13 protein-coding genes are annotated in these 21,374 nt (G+C 59.5%); 8 read left to right on the forward strand and 5 right to left on the reverse strand.

Going from position 1 to position 21,374, the window contains the following annotated elements; genetic code table 11:
- Positions 1-69: 69 nt before the first annotated feature.
- Entirely contained in the window at positions 70-768 is a 699-nt protein-coding gene (locus B0E33_RS18330) for a response regulator transcription factor (RefSeq protein WP_075282371.1), read from the reverse strand.
- Positions 765-2,222, reverse strand: a complete 1,458-nt coding sequence (locus B0E33_RS18335; RefSeq protein ID WP_077291985.1) for a sensor histidine kinase — start codon at positions 2,220-2,222, stop codon at positions 765-767. Before B0E33_RS18335 ends, B0E33_RS18330 begins: the two co-directional genes overlap by 4 nt.
- 228 nt (positions 2,223-2,450) lie before the next feature.
- On the opposite strand from B0E33_RS18335, the gene B0E33_RS18340 reads away from it, so the two are divergent.
- Positions 2,451-7,838, forward strand: a complete 5,388-nt coding sequence (locus tag B0E33_RS18340) for a beta strand repeat-containing protein (protein WP_077291986.1) — start codon at positions 2,451-2,453, stop codon at positions 7,836-7,838.
- 6 nt (positions 7,839-7,844) lie between these two features.
- Positions 7,845-9,614 carry a ShlB/FhaC/HecB family hemolysin secretion/activation protein gene (locus tag B0E33_RS18345; protein WP_077291987.1) on the forward strand — a complete coding sequence of 590 codons (1,770 nt, stop codon included), beginning with the start codon at positions 7,845-7,847 and terminating at the stop codon, positions 9,612-9,614.
- A 6-nt stretch (positions 9,615-9,620) separates the two neighbouring features.
- Here the strand turns inward: B0E33_RS18345 and rfbA are convergent, their stop codons facing one another.
- From rfbA to B0E33_RS18360, 3 genes are read right to left on the reverse strand one after another with little or no spacing between them, the layout of a single operon-like run.
- Entirely contained in the window at positions 9,621-10,529 is a 909-nt protein-coding gene (gene rfbA, locus B0E33_RS18350) for a glucose-1-phosphate thymidylyltransferase RfbA (RefSeq protein WP_075282398.1), read from the reverse strand.
- On the reverse strand, positions 10,526-11,800 hold the full coding sequence (locus tag B0E33_RS18355; protein WP_077291988.1) for a glycosyltransferase: 1,275 nt from the start codon (positions 11,798-11,800) through the stop codon (positions 10,526-10,528). The genes rfbA and B0E33_RS18355 overlap by 4 nt, the downstream gene beginning before the upstream one ends.
- A 15-nt stretch (positions 11,801-11,815) precedes the next feature.
- Positions 11,816-12,250 carry a MarR family transcriptional regulator gene (locus tag B0E33_RS18360; protein WP_228148025.1) on the reverse strand — a complete coding sequence of 145 codons (435 nt, stop codon included), beginning with the start codon at positions 12,248-12,250 and terminating at the stop codon, positions 11,816-11,818.
- Positions 12,251-12,690: 440 nt separating this feature from the next.
- Here B0E33_RS18360 and B0E33_RS18365 point away from each other — a divergent pair, with 440 nt between their 5' ends.
- The 6 genes from B0E33_RS18365 (at position 12,691) to B0E33_RS18390 (ending at position 21,369) form a co-directional block, all read left to right on the forward strand.
- Positions 12,691-14,439 carry a type I secretion system permease/ATPase gene (locus B0E33_RS18365; protein ID WP_023003322.1) on the forward strand — a complete coding sequence of 583 codons (1,749 nt, stop codon included), beginning with the start codon at positions 12,691-12,693 and terminating at the stop codon, positions 14,437-14,439.
- On the forward strand, positions 14,436-15,830 hold the full coding sequence (locus tag B0E33_RS18370) for an HlyD family type I secretion periplasmic adaptor subunit (RefSeq protein ID WP_208992246.1): 1,395 nt from the start codon (positions 14,436-14,438) through the stop codon (positions 15,828-15,830). The genes B0E33_RS18365 and B0E33_RS18370 overlap by 4 nt, the downstream gene beginning before the upstream one ends.
- A gap of 534 nt (positions 15,831-16,364) precedes the next feature.
- A complete protein-coding gene (locus B0E33_RS18375) occupies positions 16,365-16,967 on the forward strand; it encodes a calcium-binding protein (RefSeq protein ID WP_023003324.1) in 603 nt (200 codons plus the stop codon).
- A gap of 99 nt (positions 16,968-17,066) precedes the next feature.
- Positions 17,067-19,277, forward strand: a complete 2,211-nt coding sequence (locus B0E33_RS18380; RefSeq protein WP_077291989.1) for a glycosyltransferase family 2 protein — start codon at positions 17,067-17,069, stop codon at positions 19,275-19,277.
- Positions 19,274-20,113, forward strand: coding sequence for a class I SAM-dependent methyltransferase (locus tag B0E33_RS18385; RefSeq protein ID WP_023003326.1), 840 nt, complete (start codon positions 19,274-19,276; stop codon positions 20,111-20,113). The genes B0E33_RS18380 and B0E33_RS18385 overlap by 4 nt, the downstream gene beginning before the upstream one ends.
- A complete protein-coding gene (locus B0E33_RS18390; protein ID WP_077291990.1) occupies positions 20,113-21,369 on the forward strand; it encodes a glycosyltransferase family 4 protein in 1,257 nt (418 codons plus the stop codon). The genes B0E33_RS18385 and B0E33_RS18390 overlap by 1 nt, the downstream gene beginning before the upstream one ends.
- The last annotated feature ends 5 nt before the right edge of the window (positions 21,370-21,374 follow it).

The raw sequence follows: 21,374 nt of genomic DNA on the forward strand, positions 1-21,374 counted from the left end.
TGCACGGCGAGGGTGCCAGACCCTTCGGGTTCCGCCGCGTGTCCGGCGGCCTGAGCGGGACAAACCGGGCTAGCTGTCCATCTTGCAGGCGGCGCTGAAGGAATACCCGACGCCATAGACAGACTTGATGGGCGATTCCACCCCGGTCTGATCCTGGATCTTGCGCCTGAGGCGGCTGACGACGGCATCCAGATGCCGGTTGTCGAACTGGGTCTGGCGATTGGAAAGAAGCCGGGAAAGATCGTCCCGGGCGCAAGGAGCGCCGGAATTGGAGACCAGGGCTTCCAGAAAGATCCTTTCGGTTGCGGTCAACTTTATGGCGTCGCCGTCCGGTGGCAGAAGCTTCCAGGAGACATTGTCCAGCACCCATTCTGCCGTGCTGTTGCCTTCTGACGAAGAAGCACCGGACAGTCTGCGTATGAGGCTCTGCACCGCAGCCAGTATTTCCCTGAGGCTGGTGTGCTTGACGAGATAGATGTCCGCGCCGCTGTCGAACCCGCGGACACGGCTTTCGCTGTCTCCGTGTGCGGTCAGCATGATGATGCCGCAATTGATTTTCGCCCTCAGGTCACCTGCAAGGTCGAAGCCGTTTCCATCCGGCAGCGAGACATCCAGGATCACGACATCCGGTCGGTCCGCGTCATCCAGCGCGGTCCACATTTCGGCCGCGCCGCCCGCACCGCTGACCTGAAAGCCGTTGAGACGCATATAATCCAACAGGTCGGCGCGAAGAGCACTTTCGTCCTCCACGATCAAAATCCTGTTCATGCCGGTTCCTCCTCCTGCATGGTCTCAGAGTCCGCTCGCGCAAATCCGGGAAGCGGCAGGAAAACTCTGGCAATCGTGCCGCCGCCTTGTCTTGCACTCAAATCCAGATGTCCCTGGTGATAGCCGACGAGCTGCCGGCAGGAATGCAGGCCGAGCCCGCTGCCTCCGGTTCCGCCTGTATTCGAGGCCCTGTAGAAGCGGTTGCCGATCTGCGCCTGGTCCCGATCCGGAATGCCGATCCCGCGGTCCTTCACTTCCAGAACGATATCACCGTTCTGGGCCCCTATCGTGATCTCGACCTCGGCGTCCCTTGGTGAGTATTTGAGCGCGTTGTCGACCAGATTAACGATCACCGTGCGGAGCATCTCGGTATCTCCCCGGTATGCCGGCATCGGCGCAACGGGATGAAGTCTGAGGCGTTCGCCAAGGCCGGCATGGTCGAAGTGCCGCTGAACGTCCTCATAAAGGGCCGGGAAATCTACCTGCTCGATCTTCAGCACACCTTCATCCTGCCGCTCGCTTGCAAGAAAACGATCGATCAGCATCGTCATGCGGGAAACGGCCTCGTCGATGCTTTTCAAACGTTGGGCGACAGCCTGTTGCGGTCGTTCCAGCATCAGGGTGAGCATGTCGCTAGCGTAGCGGATTGCGGCCAGGGGGGTGCGAAACTCATGGCTGACCATGCGCATCAACTGGCGCTGGTCCTGGCGGGCGGCCTTTTCCCCTTCCAGACTGGCGGACAGTTCTCCCTCCAGGCGCCGTCTCAATGTTACTTCGCGCGCAAGCGCGGCGTTGCGGTCGCGCAAATCCATGGACAGGCGCATGCCCACCATGAAGATCAGACAGAAGAAAAAGCCGACAATGAAGATGTGTCCCTGGAAGAAGTACCATGTGTTGATGTTGGTCATCACCGGATTGGCAACCGTCGATGGCTGAATATAGACGAGTGCGCTCTGCAGCAGACTTGCGGCGGAATATTCCCCAAGCAGGAAGATCATGATCCAGCGCAGGAAAGGGGGTTGGGAGCGGTCGCGGTAAAGCGTCCGGATCATCAGTGCCATCATCACCACCGTGAAGGCAGTGGAGGCATGAATGCGCAGGCCGAGGTCTGTCGGGTCATAGACAACGGCGAAGATCCAGAACAGGAGCTGTGCCGCGAGACAGAACGCGCTGATACCGACAAAACGTGGTTGTCCGAGGAAGCGCGCCAGGCCGTCGGCCCACAGGACCAGGCCAAACTTGAGCACCATGTTGTCCGTCACGACGCGAATGAGCGATGGGTCCGGACCGCGCTGCAAATAGAGAAACAAACCAATCGCAATGGCGAAGAAGCCGGCCGCAATGACCTTCAGCTCATAGATCTGACGCCAGACGAACCAGACGAGAAGCCAGGCAACGGACATGAAAGCGGTTGTCGCGAATTCCAGCAGCAACATGGTCTTGAGATCGAGCATGCGCTTGTGATGACGGAAGCGGCCTGCCTGTTCAAGTAACAGTTTCGAGGCCTTGATTGCGGCAGCTTCGATTTCAGGCAGGTGTCACCCAAAGGAAGCAAGTCTCGTCAGAATCTGTCAGAATTGATTAGTATTGGTAGGTGGAATTCGATATCTCGCCATCTGTATTTACACCAATGTTGACCGTCGTGGGCACAAGACGACGCAACAGCGGGAGTATTGATACAAATGGCGTTCAGGACCCGAAGCACCGGCGTTTCAAGCGCACCGGTTGAGCCTGCCATTCCATCCGGCTCTAACCGGACAGCCTCCCTTGCCGCATTTCTGCTGCTGACGACAGCTCTTGTCCCCACCGCAGCATTTTCCGGCGATGCCCTGCCGCAAGGGGGCAGTTTCACGCATGGCAACGGAACCATTACGCAAGGTGGTTCACGGGTTGATGTGAAGCAATCAAGCGATGCCGGTATCGTGAACTGGGGCAGCTTTTCCATCGGCTCCGGCAATCAGGTTCATTTCGACAACGGCGCCGGTGCCACGCTCAATCGGGTCACGGGCAATGTGCCGAGCCGTATCGATGGCAGCCTCAGCGCGACGGGCAGCGTGTTTCTCGTCAATCCCGCCGGAGTTGCGGTTGGCAGCGGCGGCCTTGTGTCGACAGGTGGTTCGTTTGTCGCTTCGACGCAGGACGTTACCGACAGCGATTTTCTGAATGGCGGCGGCCTGACCTTTTCCGGCACGAGCGGTGCCGAAGTCGTAAATGCGGGCACTATCCGGTCAGCGCAGGGTGACATTGCACTGATTGCGCGCCGCGTTGAAAATAGTGGCACGCTTGAAGCGCCCAACGGCACCGCAGCCCTTGCCGCTGGCTACGAAGTCCTGATGAAAGACATCGCCGATGCAGACGGCCTGTTGTCGGTCAAGCTTGGGGGAGCCGATACCGAAGCACTCAATTCCGGAACCATCGCGGCGGCCAACGCTGAAATCCGCGCGAATGGCGGCAATGTCTTTGCGCTGGCTGGAAACACGGATGGTGTCGTCAAGGCAACCGGTGTCAGCACTTCCGGTGGCCGGATATTCCTGACGGCGGGCAATACGGGCAAGGTCCAGGTCAGTGGCAAGCTCAAGTCGCGCAGACTGGCGGAGAACGTTCCGGTGCCGGGTGCAAAGCCGGCGACCGAGGGTGGCGCTATCACGGTGACGGGCGGAGAAATCACGATCACCGGTACGCTCGACGCCTCGGCGGAAGAAAGCGGCGTCAAGGGTGGTGAAATCGTGGTGTATGCCGAGGACACGGCAAGTGTTTCCGGAACGTTGAGCGCTAGGGGCGGCGTGGGCGGTGAAGGTGGCTTTGTCGAAACGTCTGCCCGAAACACGATCGATTTTACCGGCATCACGGTCGATACCTCGTCTGAAGGCGGTCAGACCGGACTCTGGCTGATCGACCCGGTTGACCTGACGGTCGATGCGGCGGCGGCTGCAACGATCTCTTCCAACCTCGCCAGCAACAACGTGAGCCTGCAGACCACCAACTCGTCTGCAAGCGGTCCAGGCAACCAGAGTGCCGGCGACGGCAACATCACCATCAATTCCGGCATCACCTGGACGAGCACAAACAGGCTCACGCTCAATGCCTATAACGACATCGCGATCAATGCGGCCATTGACGGCCAGAACGGTGGGCTGACCCTGCTGGCCTACGGCAACAGCGGCACGGCTGCTGTCGGCACGATCTCGACGGGAGCGGCCGGCGCGGTCGATGTCGACAATTTCGCTCTCACAAGGGGTGTCTGGGATCAGGTCGGCACGGGCCTGCCAGACTTTGCCACGAACGCACTGAGTGTTGGATTCGGCACTTTCATCCGGGCGCAGGGTGGCGATGGCACTTTTTCCAACCCTTATGCGCTATTTGACGTTTATGGCCTGCAAGGGATCACGACCAGTGACAGGCGTGGTGGCGGGTCCGGCGATATCAGCCTTTACTATGAGCTTGCGAACGATATCGACGCGTCGATGACATCATCGTGGAATAACGGTGCTGGCTTTGACCCTGTTTCCTTTTCCGGAAGCCTGGATGGCAAGGGACATACGATAGACGGCCTCTATATCAACCGGCCTTCCGAAGGTAATGTCGCACTCATAAGTTATTGGCAAGACAACTATTTCACTTCTGGACGTGACCTGGAGATAAAGGACCTCACACTCACGAACGCGTCTGTTACCGGCGACAACCAGACGGCAATTCTGGTAGGCGACACAGGCGGTGGGAACTATCACGGTCACAACATGTCGAATGTGACTGTCAGTGGAACTGTTCAGGCGAATTCCTGGGGCGCAGGCGTCGTGGCCAGGTATTTCGGCAACATCGACCAGTCGACCATGACCAATGTTCATGCCGATGTTTCCGTCACGACGACGGATGGGGGCAGTGCTACCGGCGGCCTCGTCGCAATTATGGGTGAAGGGCTGATAATATCGAATTCCAGCTCGACTGGATCGATAACCGGAGGGCAGGTCGGTGGTCTTGTCGGCACCACAGACGACAACGACAACAGGATCGAAAATTCCTATTCGACGGCGACAGTCACCTCGTCAGGGAGCTTTCGGGAGGCTGGTGGACTGGTTGGGTACGCGGAAGACCTTACGATCTCGAATTCGTATTTTGCCGGTCAGGTGCTCGGTACAAACGGCGCCGCGGCTGGAGGGCTCATCGGTACGGCCGACAGGAACACGGTTATTCAGAACTCCTTTGTTACGGGTCTCGTAGAGGCTGAAGGGTATGCAGCCGCATTGGTCGCTGAAGTCTCCGACTCAAGCGTTTCAATAACCGACTCGGCCTGGGATACTGAAACGACCGGACAAACCGAGGTGATTGGTTACACGAATTCCTATACCCCCACCGTGACCAACACGAGCGGCCTGACCACTTCCCAGATGCAGGGATCCCTGACCCTGGGCAGCTTTACCCTGGACAGCAGCATCTGGGGCACTGGCAGCGGACTTTTCCCTTATTTCAAGTGGGAGTATGCCGCCACACCCGAGGCGGTCTCAGGCATGGCCTACAGTGACGCGGGCACGACAGCCCAATCCGGAGCAAATGTCAGCGCGCTTTCCGGCGGCAATCTTGTCGGCAGTGCTGTGACCGGGGCAAACGGGTATTATTACATCCTGACCACGGCCGGGTCGCTCAATTCCGCCGGGGCACTGGCCTATCTGGACGGTGAAAGCACCAAAGCGGCGACTTTCGCCGACACAGTAACGTCGACCGGCGTCTCCGGAGCCGATATCTGGGGCAATGCCTTCAACGTCAATACCGTTGCAGCGGCCACGACGGACGTGGTCACCGGTCTGGACACGACCATCGGCGCGTTCAGCGACACCGATCTCGACTTCCTGCGCATCACGTCGGCGGTTGTGCGAACCGACCAGAATGGCAACAGTCTCGACTTCAATTTGAATGCGACGTCCAACTTCAATCTCGACAACAATCTTTACGCCGGTGGCAACCTGACTGTTGCAACGAATGGCACATTTTCGGTCGGCGACAGCAACGCCATCCTGTGGGCCCATGACGGTGACCTGACAGTGAACGGCGATGTCGCGTGGTCTAACAGCAACCAGCTTTCTCTCTACGTCGACGCCAGCAACGCCTCCATCAAGATCAACGGCTCCGTCACCGCGGCGAACGGCAAGCTGCGTGTGGACCAGACGAGCAGCGCCACTAATGTCACTTCAACGGCGACGGGTGATATCCATGTCGACGATTTCCAATCCGATACCGCCTGGCTGCAGGTCGGCAGCAGTTTGCCGGACTTTTATGCCCGGGATTTCGATATTCAGGGCGGTCATTTTGTGCGTGCGCTTGGTGGTGATGGATCGCAGGCCAACCCGTACCAGATCTTCGATGTCTACAGTCTTCAGGGCATACAGTCGGGTTCCGGAACCACGCCGGTAAACTATGTGCTGACCCGGGATATCGACGCTTCGGGAACAGCGGCATGGAACGGTGGTTCCGGCTTTGCGTCGACAAGCCTTCGCGGCAATTTCGACGGTGGCGGCCATACGATCGACGGCCTGACCTCGACAGGTAACTTCAACACGATCGGGTTGTTTGGCGTCGTTAGAGCCGATGGTCAGGATATCTCCATTCATGATCTCAAACTGAGGAACGTCAACATCGCGGGAGGGATCGGTGTTGGCGGGCTGATCGGCAATGCCGTTGGTGGCAAGGTCTCGGTATCGGATGTTTCGGTTGGCGGCACGGTGACAGGTGCAGGTAATGTCGGCGGCGTTGCCGGACGAATGGCGTCGGAGTATTCCGTTACCGACACACATTCCTCGGCGGATGTCACCACCACGGCCTATGCTGCCGGTGGCCTTATCGGTGACGGCCAGACTTCTGATGCATCGCAGGTTACCCGTTCGTCCGCTTCCGGCAACGTCAGTGGCCGTTATGACATCGGTGGACTGATGGGCCGGGCGTCGAATGTTGACGTTTCCAGATCTCATGCCAGCGGAACTGTCACGCTCCTTGCCGATAACACGGGTGGTACCACCACACCATATGGCGCAGGCGGTCTCATCGGCTACATTGGTTCGGGTTCGGTCGATCTCTCCTATGCGACCGGAACGGTGCAAAGTTCCGACAGCATCGCGACGCGTCTCGGTGGGCTGGTTGCCCACTCCCTCGGAGCGCCAATCACAAGGTCCTTTGCGACTGGCGACGTGATCCACACCGGCAGCACGGCCGGCGGGCTCGCTGGCCTGACGGTCAGCAGCATTTCCGACAGCTACGCCACCGGGGACGTTTCTGGTGCCAATGAGATCGGCGGCCTTGTCGGGCGGATGCTTGACGGGGCGTCCGTTACCCGTTCCTACGCAACCGGTGCCGTCTCCGCAAGCGTGAACGGCGGCGGCCTGGTCGGCACAATGGACGCAGGGACGATCACGCTCACCAACAGTGTCTGGGATACACAGACTACCGGGCTGAACAATGCAGTTGGCAATCAGCTTGGCGGTTCGGTCACCAATGTTTCCGGTGTGACCAGCAGTGCCATGCAGCAGATCGACACGTTCGTTTCAGCCGGTTTTGGAATTGACGACCAGGGCGGCACGGCGAACACCTGGCGCATCTACGAGGGGCAGACAACTCCGCTCCTGCGAGGTTTCCTGACCGCAATTACGGTAACGGGTGACGACAAGTCGAAAGTATATGACGGAACGGTCTATTCCGGCGGGTTCACCTATGCCTTGTCGTCTGCCGGAGCGAGCCTCCTCGGAAGTTTCGATGGCGGTGCCGCCGTCACGGCAACCGCGGCCGGAAGTTATGCCATTGGGAACAGCTTCTATTCGCATCAGTTCGGCTACGACATTGTCAGCGTCGATGGCACGTTGACGATCACAAGTCCTTCCGAAACGTCTGGTTCTTCCGGCAGCGGACAGTCCTCCACCGATCCCCGCCAGCAGGTGCTGGAGCGCAACCGGTTGCAGAACCCGGATGCCGACGAGGCACTTGAAGACAACCCCTCTGCCTGCGAGCCGGGCGTCGTCGGCGGCGAAGGTGCCGTTCACCCCTGCAACCGCTCGTTCGGTCGCTGGCTCAGTGCGGCAGCAGAGTAGTCCGGCATGACAAGACATACGATAACTGCGGCCCTGGTGGCCGGTCTTGCGCTCGTTTCCGAAGGTTCATTCGCCCAGCAGGCTCTTGAGAGAAACCTGCCTGCTGCCGAACCCGGAGAGCCGGTCTCGCTGGACGTCGCCCCCCAGGACTTCGGTGCCACCGACAGGTCACCACTCGGCGTTGACCTGGCCGGCGTTTATCTGATCGGTCAGTCCGACGATGTGGCAGGCCGAGCTCCAAAGGGCATCGGCGGTCCGGCGGCTGCTTTCGATCAGGCCGCACTGGATGCCGTGCTGTCGGAGTATCTCGGCAAGCCGCTTTCCCTCGCCCTTGCGGGGGAAATCCAGGCTGCCATAGCCCGCGTTTACAAGGATGCCGGCTATCCGTTCGTATCCGTTACCCTGCCACCGCAGGAAATAACCGGCGGGGTGCTGCAGGTCAGGGTGATCGAGTTCAAGTCGGGCAACGTGACGGTTCAGGGGCTCGACGAGCGCGACGCCGAGGAGATCCGCGCGCGGCTACGGATCAACCCCGGTGGGCGTATCGATGCGCGCGCACTGGAAGAGGATCTCGGCTGGTTGAACCGCTCCCCCTACAGGCGGGCGGGTGGGGTCTTTCGCCCGGGCGAGGATGCTGCGCTCAGCGACCTCGAAGTCACGATCGATGAAGGCAGGCCGTGGCAGGTGTTTGCGGGGTGGTCCAATTCCGGATCGCAGGACACAGGACGCGACCGGTATTTTCTGGGTGGCAATGCGCGTCTTCCCTTTCCGGGCGGCCCCTGGCTTTCCTACCAGATGACGGCCAGCGACGACATCTGGAGCGATCCGGGAATTGTCATTCCGCGTGAAGGCGACTACCCCTCCTATGTGTCCCACGCAGGCAGGCTCACCATTCCGACGTGGGCCCGGCAAAGTCTTGAAATCGCACCGGCAATGGTTGCGTCACGCGAGACGCCGAATCGCTTTTTCGACTTTGAAAACACCACCTACGAATTGCCGATCATCTACAGGTCTGCCGTCTCTAATCTCCTGCCGGGGCGCTATTGGGGGGATATCTACACGGGCGTCGAGCTGAAACGTCTGGAGCGGACAACCTTCTTCAATGGCGTCGCGGTTGCCGACGGTGCCGCGGATCTGTTCCAGATGGTGCTTGGCTGGAGCAATTCGTTCGATGACCGCCTTGGCCGCACGGCAGTGGATGTCAGGGTGAAGGCCAATCCGGGAGGTGTTCTCCAGGGAAATGCGGCAACCACCTGGCAGACCTTTACCAACGGGCGTGTCCAGTCGGTCGACTATGCGTATCTTGCGGCAGACATCAGCCGGACAACGTCTCTTCCGAACAGGTTCTTCTGGGTAAGTGCCCTCTCGGGTACGCTCGCCGGGCAGGTGCTGCCGGATACGGAGCGGATCTCGCTTGGTGGGCGATATGCTGTGCGTGGCTATAACTACGATGATGCCAGCGTGGACAGCGGTGTCATCTGGCGGAACGAATTGCGTCTGCCGTCCTTCTCGCCGCTTGCCGGCAACCTGCCTGAAAGCTGGCCGCAATCACTGACAAACGACAGTCTGTCTGCCTATCTGTTTGCCGATATCGGCTTCGGGATCGATCACGCCACAGACGACAATGCGACACTGTCCGGTGTCGGCGCCGGCTTCGACTATGCTCTTGGAGACAATCTGACAGCAAACCTGATCGCGGGCGTTGCCCTGCAGGACGCAGGAGAAACGGAAGCCGGGGACCTCAATCTGCAGGCCTCGATCACGGCGCGCTTCTGACGCTTCTCACGAGGCCAGGGCGCTTGCAGGTTCATATTGCGCTTTTGCCGCTTCCCTGGCGATCCAGTTCAGGTAACGGCCGTAGGTCGTGCCTGAAATCTCGCTCGCCAGGGCTTCGAGATCACCTCTTGAGATCCAGCCCTGGTAGAATGCGACCTCTTCAGGACAGGCAATCTTCAGGCGTTGGCGGGATTCCAGTGTCTGGATGAAGCAGGCTGCTTCCAGGAGCGATTCCGGTGTTCCTGCATCCAGCCAGGCATAGCCCCGGCCCAGCATCTGGACGCTGAGGTCACCGCTTTCCAGATAGGCCCTGTTGATGTCGGTGATTTCAAGTTCGCCGCGTGCGGATGGGGTGAGGGTCCGGGCGATGTCGACAACCCTGGCATCGTAGAAATAGAGCCCGGTCACCGCCCAGTCCGATTGCGGGGCAACCGGTTTTTCAACGATTGAGGCAGCCTTGCCTGCACTGTCGAAGCCGACAACGCCGTATCGTTCGGGATCATGAACCTGATAGGCGAATATGGTTGCGCCGGTCTCGTTTCTCCGGGCCGCCAGCATTTTTTCCGACAGGCCGGTGCCGTGGAAAATGTTGTCACCCAGAATGAGGGCCGACGGTTCCCCGCCCAGAAAGTCTTCCGCGATCAGGAATGCCTGGGCGATGCCTGCAGGGTGCTTCTGGACAGCGTAGGACAGGTTCAGACCCCAGCGGTTTCCCTTGCCGAGGACGCGCTGGAACGCGCTCAGGTCCCGCGGTGTGCAGATGATCAGAATGTCTCGAATGCCGGCAAGCATCAGCGTGGTCAGCGGGTAGTAGATCATCGGTTTGTCGTAGACGGGCAGAAGCTGCTTCGAGCTTGCCAGCGTCATGGGAAACAGGCGGGACCCGGCGCCGCCGGCAAGAACAATTCCCTTCATACCCGGTTCCACTCCGTCACCACGTTGCGCCTTCCGGCGACTGGTCCAAGGCGGGACTGCCGTTGCGCCGAACGGTTCGGCAGCTTGCTCAAGAGCGCCTGCAGGCGCAGGACGCAGGCTGACAATTCGTATCTGGCTACAACGGTCCGGCGTGCCGCCCGGCGCATGGCCTGCCGGTCTGCCGGAGACAGCAACGCCGAACAAACTTCGGCAGCGATTGCCTTCGTGTCCCAGAAATCGACGAGCCTGCCGTTGACCCCGTCTCGAACGACTTCCTGAACCGGAGCGGTTTTGGACGCGATGACAGGTGCCTCGCAGGCCATGGCTTCGAGAAATGACCAGGACAGCACGAACGGGTAGGTCAGGTAGACATGGGCTGCAGAGACCTGAAATAGGCTCAGGAGATCCTTGTGCGGGATCTGGCCCAGAAAGTGGATCCGATCAGGTGGAAGGCCGGTTTCCTGAAGAAGCCGGTTGCGCCATGTGTCGCCACGAGACGGTGCGCGTCCGTAGCTGACGCCGTCGCCACCGGCAACAACGAACCTGGCTTCCGGATTTTCGCGGGCGACCAGTGCTGCTGCCTGCATGAATTGCGGAAAGCCGCGGTAGGGTTCCAGGTCACGTGCCGCGAAGGTGACCACCGGATCGCCCGCGGTCAGGTGCCTGCCGTCCGGCAGGCGAAATCCGGCCATCGCGTCGGGGCGAGCCCGGGTCGTGTCGATACCTTCATGCTGCACGAGGATCTTTGACCGGTATTCTGCGGGATAGCGGCTCTTCTGCCAGGCCGTCGGGCTGATGCCGGCATCGAGCTGGTCCAGAGTGGACAGCTGGATGGCGTTGCGGAGCCTCATGGTCTGGCGCTGCTGCAGTGACATCTCGTCGGAAGGTGCAAACCCGACGTCTCCGCCCTGCGGCTGGAAGTAATATTCGCAGAAACCGATGGCAGGTACATCCGGCAGGGCATCCTTGACGAACATCATGCCGCCCCAACCGATATGTCCCATAACAATGTCGGGCTTGTGGCCGTTCAGGTCCAGCTTGTGCAGGATATCGGCAACCTTGCGGCCTGCCTCGATGTAGGGCACGGAAGGCCGTCCATCTGCGTTGCCCGCCTGCCGGGTGCCACCGGCATAGCGCAGCACACGCAGGCCCGGCACCGGCCGGTCCAGAGATTCGCATATGAGCGTGGCAGTCCAGCCATCGGCGATCAGACGTCGGGCAAGATGAACGAACTGCCCGGGCCCATGCCGGTGCACGAACACGATATGCATGTGCCAAACCTTCGATCAGAAACGGGTGCCGTCCAGACGCAAGGGGGATTGTTGAAGGTCCGTTGCCCAAAGGACTTCAAGCTTGCGCAGCAGTGCGAATGTTTCCTCGAGAGCCTTCAGGTCCTGTTCGGATCGCACGATCTGGTCCTGATTGACCTCGTCGGCTGCCTTCACGGCTCTGCAAAGCATTTTTCCCTTGTCGGTCAGACGGATACGGGCTGAGCGCCGGTCCCGTGCCGAAGCCGTTCGGTCGACGTAGCCGGACTGGACAAGTTGCTTGAGGCTGTAGGACGCATTCGATCCGAGATAGTGACCGCGGTCCATCAGATCCCGCACGGACAGGTCGTCGTCACCGATGGTGAAAAGCAACATGGCATGGGCGGGAGAGATGTCGTCCGCGCCTATTCGGATCAGATCGACGCGGAGGCGGTCAAGGTAGCGCCGATACATTCGTTCGATGACTCTTACGAGTTCGAAATGGTTCGCTTGCGACGCCGGAGCCGCGATCCTTTCCCTTTCCCCGTATGCTGAATGATTGATGGATTCTTCAACCATAGGTTCAGTCCGCGAAACGTGCCCATTCATGTCCCTTGTTGCGTCTTCTAAGACTTTGTGCATTTGCCCCAAACTCCCACCTACATTCGAACTAAATTCGAAATAATTTCATCGCTATTCTGCTCCCTGTCTATGCACATTGATGCATTTATTAGTTTTGTTTTTGCATTTCTTCTCTTTGCCAATCGATTGCCATAATTAAAGGCACTAGATACCCCAAGTTAGTCTATATGCTTTCGTCATTCCTATGGAAAAGATGTGTCGTTTTCTGGGCAATCGCTCTTTTTTTCGCACGTGCGAACACACCTATCGGTTGAGGCTTCGGAGAATCTTGAATGGTTGAAAAGACAACACCGGACGCAATCGATCCGTTCCGTCTCATAAGAGAGGCTCGAGTCACCTTTGCAACCGGTCTCGCCGCAGCGGCGCTTCTGAGTGGGTTCATCACGCTGCTGCAGATGATCGTTCCGCTGTTCATGCTGCAGGTTCATGACCGGGTTCTGAACAGTCAGAGCCTCGATACCCTGACAATGTTGCTGATCATCGCCTGTGGCGGACTGATGCTTTTTGCGATTCTGGAATTTATCCGCAGCCAGATTTTCCAGGTGATGGGGAGCGAACTGGTTCGGCGTCTCAACCTGACCGCAATCGAGGCAGGCGTGAAATCCTCGCTGGAGAAGGGGGGCGGTATGGCCTCCGAAGTGCTGCGAGACCTGAACGATCTTCGCACCTTCATAACCAGCAACGCCATCAGCGCACCGCTGGAAGCCATGTGGGTGCCGCTGTTCCTGATTGTGCTGTTTGCCCTGCATCCGCTTTACGGGCTGCTGGCTGTTGTTTCAGCAATTACGCTGATCGGGCTCAACCTTCTCTCCGACATGACGACACGCTCGCTGTTGAAGGAAGCGAACACCGCCAACTTGCAGAATGTCGCGACGATCGCCTCCACGCTTCGTCACGCAGAGACGATCGAGGCAATGGGGTTGATGCCTGCCCTGACGCGCCGTTGGCGCAAGGGGCAGCTCCATGCCACTGAACTGATGGCAATGGGAAGCCGGCGCGGCAAGGCAATCCACGCGCTGACGCGAAGCCTCCGGTTTGGCATGCAGATCGCGGTTCTGGCGCTTGGCGCGGATCTTGTCATCAAGGGAGAGGTGACTGCCGGCACGATGATCGCCGCAAGCATCCTGATGGGGCGCTTGCTGACCCCTTTCGACAATCTCACGGAAAACTGGCGCCAGTGGGTGTTCGCATCAACCGCCTGGGGCCGGGTGCGCGAGGTTCTGGAGAACCACTCCTCGCTTCGCCAGACCGTGCCGACCCCGCCCAGCCAGGGATCGCTCAAGATCGACAAGCTGGTCTATGCGCCGCCCAACGCACCGGTGCCTGTTATCAAGGGCATTTCGTTCACGCTCGAACCCGGTGACGTTCTTGGCATTGTCGGCCCGTCGGCAGCCGGAAAGTCGACTCTGGCCCGTCTGCTTGTAGGTGTTCTTCAGCCCACGACGGGCGGCGTCTTTCTTGATGGGCACAACGCCTATCTGTGGGAGCGGGCATCCTTTGGTGCGATGGTCGGGTATCTGCCGCAGTCGGTGTCTCTTCTGGATGGAACGGTTCGGGACAACATCTCGCGCATGTATGATGCCGATCCTCAGATGGTGATCGATGCGGCACGTGCTGCAGGCGTTCACGAGATGATCGGCCGGATGCCACTCGGCTACGATACGCCCGTGGGTGACAACCGTTACACCTTGTCAGGCGGACAAAAGCAGCGTGTCGCCCTTGCGCGTGCGCTGTTCGGACGGCCGCGCCTGCTCGTGCTCGACGAACCCAATGCCAATCTGGATACGGAAGGGGAAGTTGCCCTGTTGCGTGCTATTTCGCAGGCAAAGGAGGACAACGCTATCGTCATCGTCATCGCGCACAGACCGGCGATCATGGAGGCGGCCGACAAGATACTGGTGCTGGAAGATGGCCGGATCGGCCAGTTCGGTGACCGGACGGATGTCGTCAGCAGTATTTCCAGGCGCCTGCCGGCACCTGCCGCACCCCGTGCCCTGCCGACGAGTGGAGAAGTGGCATGAGCGAGCGTTCCGAGCAGGCAAAGCCGCCGGTTGCCACACCTTCGTCCGAGGCGGCGACCGGAACAGGCCAGGCTTATTGGATGGCCGCCCTCAAGGCGGACGATGCGCGCCCGCCAAGCTTGCGCAAACCACTTCTGGCGGCAGCTCTGGCCGTTTCGATCGGCTTTGGTGGATTTCTGCTTTGGGGATTTACCGCCGATCTCGATAGTGCGGCGGTTGCCACCGGCAAGGTGATTGTCGACAGCAAGCGCAAGACCATCAGTCATCTGGAAGGTGGAATCCTGCGCCGGTTGCTCGTGCAGGAAGGGGATTTCGTGGATGCCGGCCAGCCGTTGGTGGAGCTGGACGACACACGCGCACGTGCCGAGCTGGCGCAGCTCCATGGCAAACGGACCAGTTTGCTGGCGAGACTGGCCCGCCTCAGGGCCGAGCGGGACCTGTCGGAAGAAATCGTATTTCCGGAAGAGCTCAAGAACAGCAGCGAGCCCCTGATCGCTGAAGTGGTGGCGGCCGAACAGGGGGTGTTCGAAAAACGCCGTCAGGTCTACGAGGGCAAGATCGCCTTTCAGCAGAAGGAGATGGAGCAATATGTGGCGCAGATCGAGGCCAATCAGGCCCAGATCGAAGCCACCGGGCACCGGCGAAAGTTGCTTGAGGAGCGTGTCGACGCCCTCAGTGGTCTGGAGAAGAAAGGGTTCACGTCAAAAGCCATGCTTAGCGAAGTTCAGCTGGAACTGAGCGAGATGATTGGCGACGGCGGTGAGCTGGAGGCCCAGAAGGCGCGTGCGGAAAAGGCGCGCCAGGGTGCGGAAGTTGCCCTGTTGCAGGCCGAACAGGAATGGCAAAGCGACATTGCCGGAAAGATCCTCGAGGCTCAGCTTGAACTGAACCTCACCAACGAACAGATCATCTCGTCGCAGGATGTCCTCGACCGACTGGTGGTCCATTCCCCTCAGGCCGGTATTGTCTCCAGCATCGAGATGCGGACACCGGGAGGGGTGGTCGAGCCTGGCAAGGCGATCATGGATATCGTTCCGCGAGACGAGAAGATGCTTGTCGAGGTTCGGATGAACCTGAACGACATCGATACCGTTCGTGTCGGCTCGGAGGCGCGTATCCGACTGACTGCCTATGACCGGCAGAACACCAGCCCGCTGGGAGGGGAGGTGACCTATGTCGCTGCCGACCAGACCGTCGATCCCCAGACACAAGCGGCCTTCTACATCGTGCGCGCGCAGGTTCGTTCCGAAGAGCTGGATGGCAAGCCCGCCTTGACGCTTTACCCGGGCATGCCGGCTGAAGTCCTGATTATCCGGCGTGCTCGCAAGGCAATGGACTACCTGCTCGAGCCGATCACGCAAAGCCTTGATCGAGCTTTCCGGGAAGACTGACGCGCTTTTTTTTGTGCTCCAACAAATTTTTTTAACGACGGGTGGCATTGACCGCCCGTTGCTTTTTCGAAGCCCCGGTCCATTCCGAGCGTGGGGGTATTTTCCTGGTGCAGTGCGAAAATTGCACCTTTAACGCGATTAGTGCGTTGCAAAACTACCATGTCGTTCAATTTCCCGGCGAGGCGGTTGAGTGCTGTTTCGGCATGAAGTGCGGGCGGTTTCAAGCATCTGAAAAATCGCAGAAATTGGATTTCAATCTATGGGGGATCATGTGGTTTCATTGATTTTATTTTGAATTTCGAAATAAAATAAACGTAAAGGAATTGTATTTTCGAACTACTATTAAATGAAAAGTAGAATTAGTTTATCTCCTTCAAAATATTGCCTTATTTTTTTCACTATTCGTCCCTTTGAAGAGATTAGTAATTGTGTATTGTACTTCTCGCGCTGCAAAAATACGGGGTTTGTGCAGTGCGGTGTGCCGCGGTTCGCGGGGCGTCAAATGTAACGAGGCGAACTTCAGGAGTTAGCTACATGGCCACGATTGAAGGCAGTGCTTTTCAGGATTTCCTGCAAGGTACAAATGCTCAGGATTTCATATTCGGATTGGGCTCATCGGATGTTCTGCTCGGCAATGAAGGGGACGACTTCCTCTTCGGCGGCCGAGGTGGAGATCTGATCGTCGGCGGAGAGGGTGCCGACAAGATTTTCGGGCAAGGTGGCGAAGACGTCATTCTTGGTGGTGAAGGCAGCGATACCATCTTCGGCGGAGCGGGCTCCGACTACATCGAAGGTGGTGCCGGCGGCGACATCATTTTCGGTGGCGAAGGAACCGACATCATTGACGGCGGCGCCGGCAACGATCTGATGTTCGGTGGTGGCGACCACGATGTCTTCGTGTTCTCCGGCGGTGGCGGCAACGACATCGTCATGGATTTCCAGGTCGGCGATCTGGTGCAGATCTCGAGCAACATCAACGATACCGGCGTTTCCTCTGCTGCCGATGTCGCCGCACGGGCGACCCAGGTCGGCAACAACACGGTCATCGATCTCGGCAACGGCGATACCGTCACGCTCAACAACGTCGATGCCGACGATCTTCAGGACAATCCTGACGGCTACATCGTCGTTTCCTGATGATCCCGCACCCGGGCACGCGGTCGTCCGTGTGCCCGGGTACCGGCCTTTGGCCTGTGGCCGTCCGCAACTCAGGCCTTAGAACAGTGATGGACAAAGATGCTCGAGACCCTGGGCAAATACGCCGAGGCGGACTTTGAGTCCCCGCATTATTTCCAACTTACGCCGGAGGTTCTTCTTCTTGTCTGGGATCCGGCGCATCAGGTAAATGCTGCGCCCCGGCTTGTGGAGCAGGGGGGGCAGTCCTTCGGCTCCATTGCGAGTGTCCGGCTGAACCGGCTTGATGGCCGGTCGCGAGTCGTATGGGCTGTTTCGCTGAAGGAAAAAACCAGGCTCAGTCTGAAGTTGAGCGCCGGCGCGGTCGGGTCCGAGGCGACGCTTTCTGTCGACGCCGCAAAGCCTGGTCCTGCCGCCGATGCCTTTGCCATTACCAACGGGCTCAGTCAGGCCGCCTGCGCCGTTTTCGTCACGACTTTCCTGAGCGCCTGGTCCGGCATGTTCCGGCTGGGGCGCTCCCGCAGTTTCGTCAATTTTGCAAAAGAGCTGCTGCGCTCCGTCAACGATGCACCGCCGGTTGTGGATGCTGTCGCGAGCATCGGTTCCGTCCGGTTGCTGGAAACTCTCATCAACAGCGACAGCACCGACATCAAAACAGCGGTCGTGATCGGTGATACGGGTGTTCTGCGGCTGGATAGCGGAACGTGCAACACGCCGTACAATGGCGGCAAGAGCAGATTGTTCCTCGGTGCGGTCGACATGCCGCAGCCGCCTGCCAACGGCTTTCTGGTGCTGTCCGGAAGCTGGGGTCTGGCGATCCGGAAACTGGCTACCGACAACGTGAAGCGCACTGTCGGTGCATGGTGGGCTACCAATTCGCGCAAGCTGCCGGAAGTGCGGGACTACCTGGTGTCGGACATCGGCGCCAAATCCGATGAGGCGCGTGCGGCCATACGGGACCTGCAGGTGAGCGATCCCTTGCCGGCGCGCCGTCATGGCTCGCTGTCAGAGACCGGCTCCTTCTGTGCAGTGGAAACCGCTGTCGCCTGCGAAGCCGGTGTCCTGGTCGGGGGCTGGCTGCGCGATCCCGCCCGTGTCTATCAGGGGCTCGATATTCTTGCCGGTGACGCCGGTCCGGTTGCGCTTGAACTACACACGTTCGATGGTGTTCTGCCGGAAACCCAGGGCGGTTACGCGATAAAGCGCTTTGTCGCGTTTGCGCCGGTCGGCAGGGCGCTTCAACACAATCTGCAGCCCCGGTTCGAAGTCCGGTTGGCATCGGGGGAGCGGGAACTGCTGGTGCCGCCACCGCAGCCGGGTGACATTCCCGACACGAGGGCGAAGGCGCTTTCCGTCGTGACACCGCGCCATGCGAGCGATGAGGTTCTGGCGACCTGCCTGTCGAATGTCTTGTCCGATATCCAGTCGCGTTTCCGGCAATCAGTCGGTGAACCGTCCGAAGTTCTGTTCGGCAAACCGCTTGCCGATCCGACCGTGTCGATCGTGATCCCGCTTTACAAGGTGTTCGAGTTCATCAAGGCGCAGCTTGCAGCGTTTTCCGCCGACAGCTGGCTGGCGGAGAACGCCGAGGTTATTTTCGTGCTCGATTCTCCGGAGCAGGTAACCCATGTGGAGGACCTGCTCGCCGGGTTCCATCTTCTTTATGGCCTTCCCGTTCGGCTCGTCGTGATGGAACGTAACGGCGGCTATGCGCTTGCCTGCAATGCAGGTGCGGAAGCGGCGCGCGGGCGCTATCTGGCGATGATCAATTCCGATGTCGTGCCGGTCGAGGCCGGCTGGCTCGAACAGCTGTGTGCCAGCCTGATGATGGACGAGCAGGTAGCGGCAGTAGGCGGCAAGCTGCTCTATGCAGACAACGCCATTCAGCATGCCGGGTTGAAGTTCATCCAGGACGACAAGGGCCGCTGGTTCAACCATCACTACTACAAGGGTTTCCCGCGTCAGTTTCCGGAAGCCAGCACCTCCCGCGAGGTGCCGGGGGTAACCGGTGCTTGCCTCGTTCTGTCGAAAGCCGATTTCGAGACGGTGGGAGGGTTCACGACGGACTTCATCGTCGGTGACTACGAAGATAGCGACCTGTGCCTGAAACTCCGCAAGTTGAATCGCAAGATCTACTATCTGGGCGACGTCGAACTCTACCACTTCGAGCGTGTTTCCATTCGCAAGAACGAAGATTACACGCGCGGTGTCGCCTCTCAATACAATCGCTGGCTCCACCAGTCCCGCTGGCAGGACGACATCGTTGCCCTGATGGAAGCTGCGGAGCGGCGTGAAAAAGGGCTGAGTGCATGAATTCGCCGGTTCTCATCAAGGATGCCACCAGTCTGGTCACATCCCCACTCGGCAGTGAGCGGATTGCAGACCTGCAAGGTTACATCGGCCGTAACAGGTTCCTGCCGGTTCCCCCGAGCGAGGACAACTTCGTCGGAGATGGTGACTATCTTGCCATCGGCACGGAGTTTCTGGGTCACTTTATCGACCTTGGGGGCTTGCGCGCGCATGAGCGGGTGCTTGATGTCGGTTGCGGCATTGGCCGGATGGCAGTGCCCCTGACCCAGTATCTGGATCCGGACACCGCCCGGTATGTGGGTATCGATCCGGCATCGGCGGGCATTCAATGGTGCACGCGCAACATCGGGTCGGTCTATCCCAATTTCCGGTTCATGCATCTCGATATCGCCAACGCTCTCTACAATCCCGACGGCTATATCCGCGGCACGGAGATTGCCCTGCCGTTCGCCAACGGTTCGTTCGATTTCGCCATCATGACATCGGTGGTCACCCATCTGCCGTCGGAAGAGATCCTGCCCTATTTTCGCGAAATCTCGCGCCTCATGGAGCTGGGAGGCAGGTTGTTTCTGTCGGCTTTCGTGATTGCGCCGGACCGCGGGGAAGGCTTGATCCCGCGTGTCGTGTTCCGACGCGACGGCGAAGGGCCTGCCTGGTACGGCAACCCGCAAGCGCCGCTCGCAGCGGTTGCCTTCGATGATGGTTTCCTCGACAGGGCGTTGGAGACGGCAGGATTCGAAATCGCCCTGAAGCGGTTCGGGCACTGGCGCGGCGGCAACGGGGCTCCGCATTACCAGGACTTTTTCGTTGCCGTGAAAACGTCGCGGGGGGTGTCCTGATGCGGATCCTTGTCTTCGCGCATAATCATCCGGATCTTCACCCCGGCGGGACGGAGACGGTCGCGCTTGACCTGGCAAGGGCCTATCGCAAGGCCGGGCACCAGTCGCTGTTTGTGGGGGCGACCAACCACCTGCACCGCGAGCCGCATCCCGGTACCAGCTTTCAGGCGATCAGCGACAGCGGTGACGAGTTGCTGATGTGGGCTGGTCATTTCGACCGGTTCAACATGAGCCAGATCGATCTGCAAGCCTTTGTACCGGACATGCGGACACTGCTGGAAAGCTTCCGGCCGGATGTGGTCCATATCCACCATCTGCTGCTGTTCGGTGTCGAACTGCCGGTTCTTATCCGCCGGGTGCTGCCCGACGTGCGCATCGTTATGACGCTGCACGACTATTACGCGATCTGCGCCAACGACGGCGTCCTGATGAAAAGCCCGGACGAAGCCTGTGCCGCGCTTGGGTCGGGAGGACTGTGCAAGTGCCTGCCCGAAGCAAAGCCGAACGACATGCGTCTGCGCGAGCGGTTCATCAAGACGCATCTGGAGGCCGTCGACGAGTTCGTATCTCCAAGCGCGTTTCTGCGTGACGTTTATGTGCGCTGGGGCCTGCCGCCGGAGAAAATCAGGATCATTCGAAATGGGAGGCCGGACGCGGCACCGGCCAAGAGCCGGTCGGCTGACGACACGCCCAAAACCGTGTTCGGCTATTTCGGAAACCTGACCCCCTGGAAGGGCGTCGAGGTTCTGCTGCAGGCGGCAAAGCTGTTGGTGGAAAAGGACATGGAATTCGAGCTGCGGGTCCATGGTGGTGCTCCCTTCCAGAACCAGGAATTCGTCAAACGCATCGAAAAGTTGTTTGAGGAAACCGCACCCAGAGTGCAGCGCCTGGGGGCTTACAAACCTGATGACGTCGCCGGTCTCATGGAACCCGTCGACTGGGTCGTCGTGCCTTCGCTGTGGTGGGAAAATGCTCCGCTGGTCATTGCAGAAGCACAGCAGCACGGACGGCCGGTGATCACCAGCGGTGTCGGCGGCATGGCCGAGGCCGTCAGGGACGGCGTCGATGGCCTGCATGTGCGCAAGAACGATCCGGTCGGCCTTGCAATCGCGATGGCGACAGCTGCCGGAGATGCCGCGCAGTACCGGAAACTTGCAGCCAACATCCGCAAGCCGCCGTCCGTCAGCGCTGTTGCCGAACAATATCTGCGCCTGTTTGCCGACCCGCAAACCGCGGCGCGTGAACCTGCTGCCTGAGGAAA

The sequence above is a fragment of the Roseibium algicola genome (assembly GCF_001999245.1).
Taxonomy (GTDB): domain Bacteria; phylum Pseudomonadota; class Alphaproteobacteria; order Rhizobiales; family Stappiaceae; genus Roseibium; species Roseibium algicola.